The sequence below is a fragment of the Mycobacterium sp. UM_Kg1 genome (assembly GCF_000972925.1).
GTDB classification, from domain to species: Bacteria; Actinomycetota; Actinomycetes; order Mycobacteriales; family Mycobacteriaceae; genus Mycobacterium; species Mycobacterium hiberniae.
Window position 1 is genome coordinate 1 of sequence record NZ_JRMK01000201.1, and the last position, 5,240, is coordinate 5,240.

7 protein-coding genes, 1 tRNA gene and 1 pseudogene are annotated in these 5,240 nt (G+C 68.6%); 3 read left to right on the plus strand and 6 right to left on the minus strand.

From position 1 onward, the window contains the following. Window positions 1-224, plus strand: a pseudogene (locus LI92_RS23930) (PE-PGRS family protein); the annotation flags it as partial. Between the two features lie 679 nt (window positions 225-903). On the opposite strand, the gene LI92_RS19530 reads toward LI92_RS23930, so the two are convergent. Next, window positions 904-990 (minus strand) — tRNA-Leu (locus LI92_RS19530). A gap of 96 nt (window positions 991-1,086) precedes the next feature. Here LI92_RS19530 and LI92_RS19535 point away from each other — a divergent pair. Together LI92_RS19535 and LI92_RS19540 are read left to right on the plus strand one after the other, a co-directional pair. Then, window positions 1,087-1,461: a hypothetical protein gene (locus LI92_RS19535; RefSeq protein ID WP_152665561.1), complete on the plus strand. Its 375-nt coding sequence runs from the start codon at window positions 1,087-1,089 to the stop codon at window positions 1,459-1,461. Continuing rightward, window positions 1,458-1,799, plus strand: coding sequence for a DUF3817 domain-containing protein (locus LI92_RS19540; RefSeq protein ID WP_046321886.1), 342 nt, complete (start codon window positions 1,458-1,460; stop codon window positions 1,797-1,799). The genes LI92_RS19535 and LI92_RS19540 overlap by 4 nt, the downstream gene beginning before the upstream one ends. A 12-nt stretch (window positions 1,800-1,811) precedes the next feature. Here LI92_RS19540 and LI92_RS19545 read toward each other — a convergent pair whose 3' ends face one another. From LI92_RS19545 to LI92_RS19565, 5 genes are all read right to left on the minus strand, one after another. After that, window positions 1,812-2,420 carry a non-canonical purine NTP pyrophosphatase gene (locus LI92_RS19545; RefSeq protein WP_046321888.1) on the minus strand — a complete coding sequence of 203 codons (609 nt, stop codon included), beginning with the start codon at window positions 2,418-2,420 and terminating at the stop codon, window positions 1,812-1,814. Window positions 2,421-2,424: 4 nt separating this feature from the next. Beyond that, window positions 2,425-3,204 carry a ribonuclease PH gene (gene rph / locus LI92_RS19550; RefSeq protein ID WP_046321889.1) on the minus strand — a complete coding sequence of 260 codons (780 nt, stop codon included), beginning with the start codon at window positions 3,202-3,204 and terminating at the stop codon, window positions 2,425-2,427. A 77-nt stretch (window positions 3,205-3,281) separates the two neighbouring features. Further along, the gene (locus LI92_RS19555) at window positions 3,282-4,058 is read right to left on the minus strand and encodes a cyclic nucleotide-degrading phosphodiesterase (RefSeq protein WP_046321891.1); all 777 of its coding nucleotides are present in this window, start codon (window positions 4,056-4,058) and stop codon (window positions 3,282-3,284) included. Window positions 4,059-4,138: 80 nt separating this feature from the next. After that, entirely contained in the window at window positions 4,139-4,945 is an 807-nt protein-coding gene (murI, locus tag LI92_RS19560) for a glutamate racemase (protein WP_046321893.1), read from the minus strand. Beyond that, window positions 4,942-5,240 (minus strand): rhomboid family intramembrane serine protease (locus LI92_RS19565; RefSeq protein ID WP_046321894.1); only part of this gene is annotated, 299 nt, incomplete at its 5' end. The genes LI92_RS19565 and murI, both read right to left, overlap by 4 nt.

Consider the following 5,240-nt stretch of genomic DNA (forward strand, 5'->3'; position numbering starts at 1 on the left):
GCGGCAACGGCGGCAACGGCGGCAACGGCCCCGGCGGCCGTTACGGTGGCGAGGGCGGCAGCGGCGGGCGCGTCGGCCCCAACGGCGACGGCCACGGCGGCAACGGCGGCCGTGGCGGCGACGGCACCCTCGGGCGCACCGGCACCGGCGGCGGGAAGGGCAGTAACGGCTCCCTCGACGGCACACCAGGTGCCGACGGCGCACCCGGACAGAGCAACATCTGACTTATGGTTGCCTCTGGCCTGGGCCGATTGGCCTCACCGGCACAATCAGGCCCGGGCCAGACTGCATCCCGCCGGTGATTCCGCAGGCCCCATGACGAAGGATGGGGTCACGTCAGAAGGCCCTCCAAAGAACTTCACTGTCAGCGGGCCGTCAATGTCAGTAATGTGAACTTGCGTTCAACTAACCGGCCAACTGGTCGATTATGAAACTTCAGATCGTGTCGATGGACTCAGAAGCTGAGGTGGAGTCTCGCCGACTCCGCATCTTCGTTCTACAGCAGGCAACTGTGCCTCGTTTCGTCCCTCAACAAGGAGCTGTGCATGATCGGTTGCCGCCTGCCGGACAACCTCGTTCGTCGAGCCGGTACAGCAGGATGCGGCTCGTTGGACCCAACGGAGACGGACGCGGCAGTGACGGCGGCAATGGATTCAACGGCCAGCACGGTTATAACGGCGGCGCGGGGGCATGGACGGTAGTTCGGGAACTCCCGGTACACCGGGCCAAGACCCGGCTGATCCTTCGGCGATTTAGACCACCCAGACAATCGTGATGTAGCGCCGTATGGGCGGGGTCGGCCCTGCGCTCAATCTCGGCAGGGCCGAAGGCTATTCATGCCAGATAGAGAACAGCCCCGCCCAAGCCGGGGCTGTTCTCTATCTGGCGAAACGACTCATCACATGGTGCGGGCGGAGGGACTCGAACCCTCACGCTCTTTCGAGCACGGGCACCTAAAACCCGGGTGTCTGCCAATTCCACCACGCCCGCAAGCGCACGTCATCGTACGTCGCCCGCGGAGCTTCCCCCAACGCGAACCGCCTTGGGCCCGCCTGCCCCCGCCAACGCAGGCGGTACGGTCAAGGGGTGTCCACTACACGGCGTCGGAGACCGGCACTGGTCGTGCTGGTGATCGTCGCCGCCTGCGCGTGCCTGGCGCTGGGCTGGTGGCAGTGGACCCGTTTTCAAGAGGTCAACGGGACCTTCCAGAATCTCGGCTATGCGCTGCAGTGGCCGCTGTTCGCCTGGTTCTGCGTGTACGCCTACCGCAAGTTCGTCCGCTACGAGGAAGAACCGCCGGAGCTGCACCCGGCTGACGCAGTGACCGAGATTCCGGCCGGGTTGCTGCCCGAGCGTCCGGCGCCCGCCGCCACCCCGACCGATGATCCCGAGCTTCGCGAGTACAACGCCTATCTGGCCGAACTGGGCAAGACGAAACGAGAGAACAGGAACCCCGCATGACCGGCACACCCGCCAAGGCTGCCCCTGCCGAGAAGGTCCGCAGCGCACTGTTGCCCTACCGGGTGCTGGCGTGGACAACGGGTATCTGGCTGATCGCGCTGTGCTACGAGATCGTGGTCCGCTACGTGGTCAAGGTCGACAACCCGCCCGTCTGGATCGGTGTGGTGCACGGCTGGGTGTATTTCGCCTACCTGCTGGCCACTTTCAACCTGGCGGTCAAGGTTCGCTGGCCGCTGGGCAAGACCGTGGGTGTGCTGCTGGCCGGCACCATTCCGTTACTGGGCGTCATCGTTGAGCATTTCCAGACCCGTAACGTCAAGGCGCAGTTCGGCCTCTGAGGCCCCGTGGCACTAGGCCAGGGCGCGCAGCGCCGGCAACAGCAGCTGCAGAGCCCGGCCGCGGTGTGACTCCGCGTCTTTTTCGGCCGGGCTCAACTGCGCGGCGGTGCGGTCGCCGCCCGCCGGGATGAACACCGGGTCGTAGCCGAATCCGCCCTGGCCGTGCGGTTCCCGGGCGATGCGGCCCGCCCACTGCCCGCGCACCACCAGCTCGTGCTCGGGGCCGTCGCCCCAGACCAGCGCGCACGCGGACACGAACGCCGCGCCGCGCCGCCCGTCGGGCACGTCGCGCAGTTGGGCCAGCAGCAACGCGGTGTTGGCCGCGTCGTCGCCGTGGCTTCCCGACCAGCGTGCCGACAGCACTCCCGGCATCCCGTTGAGCGCTTCGACGGTCAGCCCGGAATCGTCTGCGACGCAGGGCAATCCGGTGGCGTTATAGCCGTCGCGGGCTTTTGCCAGGGCGTTGCCCTCGAACGTTGCGGCGGTTTCCGGGGCTTCCGGGTACGGCTCGACATCGTCGAGCGAGACCGGCTGCAGCCCCGACAGGCCGGCATGGGCGACCACCCGACTCAGTTCGGCCAGCTTCTTGCGGTTGCGGCTGGCCACCAGCAGTCGCCTCATCCGGTCAGCTGCCGAACGCCTTCTTCGGGGCCGGCCCCTCCGGCAGCACCCCCGGGTAGGGCAGCTCCAGCGCCTCGCGCTGCACCACGAACAACTTCTCGCAGGCGGCCAGCGCCGCGTCGAGCATCTTGTCCAGCGTCGAGCGCGGGAACGTCGCGCCCTCGCCGGTGCCCTGAATCTCCACCAGCGTTCCGGTGTCGGTGGCGACGACGTTCATGTCGACCTCGGCGCGCGAGTCCTCCTCGTAGGGCAGATCGACGCGCACCCGGCCGTCGACCACGCCGACGCTGACCGCTGAGATGGCGCAGGACAGCGGCCGCGGGTCGGACAGTTTGCCGGCGGCCGACAGGTAGGTGACCGCGTCGGCGAGCGCCACGTAGGCCCCGGTGATGGCCGCGGTGCGAGTGCCCCCGTCGGCCTGCAGCACGTCACAGTCGATCGCGATGGTGTTCTCGCCCAGCGCCGCCAGGTCGATGCAGGCACGCAGCGAGCGGCCCACCAGCCGGCTGATCTCCTGGGTGCGGCCGCCGACCTTGCCCCGGACCGATTCGCGATCCGAGCGCGTGTGGGTGGCGGCGGGCAGCATGGCGTACTCGGCGGTCAGCCAGCCCTGGCCGGAGCCTTTCCGCCAGCGCGGAACGCCTTCGGTGACGCTGGCGGTGCACATGACCCGGGTGTTGCCGAATTCGACCAGAACCGAACCGGCCGGGTTGCTGGTGAATCCGCGGGTGATGACGACCGGGCGCAGCTCGTCGTCGAGGCGACCGTCTTCTCGTTTGGACACGCGAACAACCCTAACGGGGATCGCAAGCGCCGCGGCGAGCCGGGCATGTCGGGCCGGCGCGGCGGACTCTGGAGAGATCAGACCTTCGTGATGTCGAACGACTCGTCGCACACCACGGCGTGCACCGGGCCGTCGAATTCGGCCTTCGCCTCCCGGATCACCTCCTCGCGCGCGGTCCAGGGCGGGATGTGGGTCAGCAGCAGCTGTCCCACTCCGGCCGCCGCCGCGGTACGCCCGGCGTCGGTTCCCGACAGGTGCAGGTTGGGTGGGCGGTTGGCCTCGTGGGTCCACGACGACTCGCACAAGAACACATCGGCGCCGCGCGCCAACTCGATCACCTCGTCGCAGAAACCGGTGTCGGCGCTGTAGACCAGTGTCGCGCCGGAGGGGTCGGTGATCCGCATGCCGTAGGACTCGGTGGGGTGCGAGACCAGGCCGGGCACCACGGTCAGCGCGCCGAACGTGACGGGTTCGCCGTCCGCCCAGGCGCGCACGTCGAAGATGTCGGTGATGTCGTCGATCTCACCGCCATACGGCGATGACGCGGCACCCAACCGCGACCAGGTGTCGCTGGGGCCGTAGAGCAAACCCTTGTCGAACGGCTTTGCCGCCACCGAGGGGTGGTAGCGGCGCCAGACGAACAGGCCCGGCAGATCCAGACAGTGGTCGGCATGCAGATGCGACAACAGCACGTGCACCGACCCGGGATCGACATGGCGCTGCAGGGCGCCCAGCACCCCGCCGCCGAAGTCGATCACCAGCGGCGGCGTGTCCGGCGCCTGCAACAGGTAACCCGATGCCGGCGAGTCCGGACCCACCACACTGCCGGAGCAGCCGAGCACGGTCAGTCGCACGTTCCCTACTGTGCCATGTTCGCTACGGCCATGACGAAGACACCGGTGCTTTACCCACGATTCGTCATCGAAATCACCGTCTAGTGCGAAGGCGCACGGCGGTGGACCGCTCCGACACCGCTGATGGCCGGCCCCAGAAACCGGGTGGCCAGGTGTGCGAACGCCTCCGGGTCGCCGGTGGCCTCGAAGACCCGCGTGGCCGGGCTGGCCTCGTGGGGGCGCAGCAGCTCCCGCTCGGTGAGCACCCGCAGCAGTTCTTTGGCGGTCTCCTCGGCGCTGGAGACCAGCGTCACCTGATCGCCCATCACCAGCTGGATCAACCCCGACAGCAGCGGGTAGTGCGTGCAGCCGAGCACCAGCGTGTCGACGCCCGCGCGTTGCAGCGGCTCCAGATATCCCTCGGCGAGTCCCAGCACCTGCCGGCCGCTGGTGATGCCGCGCTCGACGAAGTCGACGAAGCGAGGGCAGGCCACCGCGGTGATCTCGGTGTCGCGGGCAGCGGCGAACGCATCCTGGTAGGCGTGACTGGCGATGGTCGCCTGGGTCCCGATCACCCCGATTCGGCCGTTGCGGGTGGTTGCCACCGCCCGGCGCACCGCCGGCAGGATCACCTCCACGACCGGCACGTCGTAGCGTTCCCGGGCATCGCGCAGGCACGCCGCCGAGGCGGTGTTGCAGGCGATCACCAACGCCTTGATGCCCCGCTCGACCAGATCGTCCCCGATGGCCAGCGCATGCGCGCGGACCTCAGGGATGGTCAGCGGTCCGTACGGGCCGTTGCCGGTGTCGCCGACATAGATGATGTCCTCGTCGGGCAGCTGGTCGATGATCGAGCGGGCGACGGTCAGCCCACCGACACCGGAGTCGAAGATTCCGATCGGGCTCACGCCGCCGCCCCCCGGCGCCGTTCGCGGGCTTTGCGTTCCGGGCGCGCCAGCCAGTAGGCGGCCAGCACGCCGGCGAGCGCCCCACACAGGTGGCCCTGCCAGGACACCCCACCGCAGACGTTGAGCACCGGCACCGCTCCCCACAGAATTCCGCCGTAGAAGAACAGCACCACCAGCCCGACCAGGATCTGCCAGATCCGGCGGGTGAACCAGCCGAACACCAGCAGGAAGGCCAGCCAGCCGAAGATCAGCCCGGAGGCGCCGATGTGGTCGGTGGGCCCGCAGGAGGATCCGA

Coding starts and splice junctions, on each gene's coding strand:
- LI92_RS19540 (WP_046321886.1), top strand. CDS start 1,458: ATGACCGGCACACCCGCCAAGGCTGCCCCTGCCGAGAAGGTCCGCAGC.
- LI92_RS19545 (WP_046321888.1), bottom strand. CDS start 2,420: ATGAGGCGACTGCTGGTGGCCAGCCGCAACCGCAAGAAGCTGGCCGAA.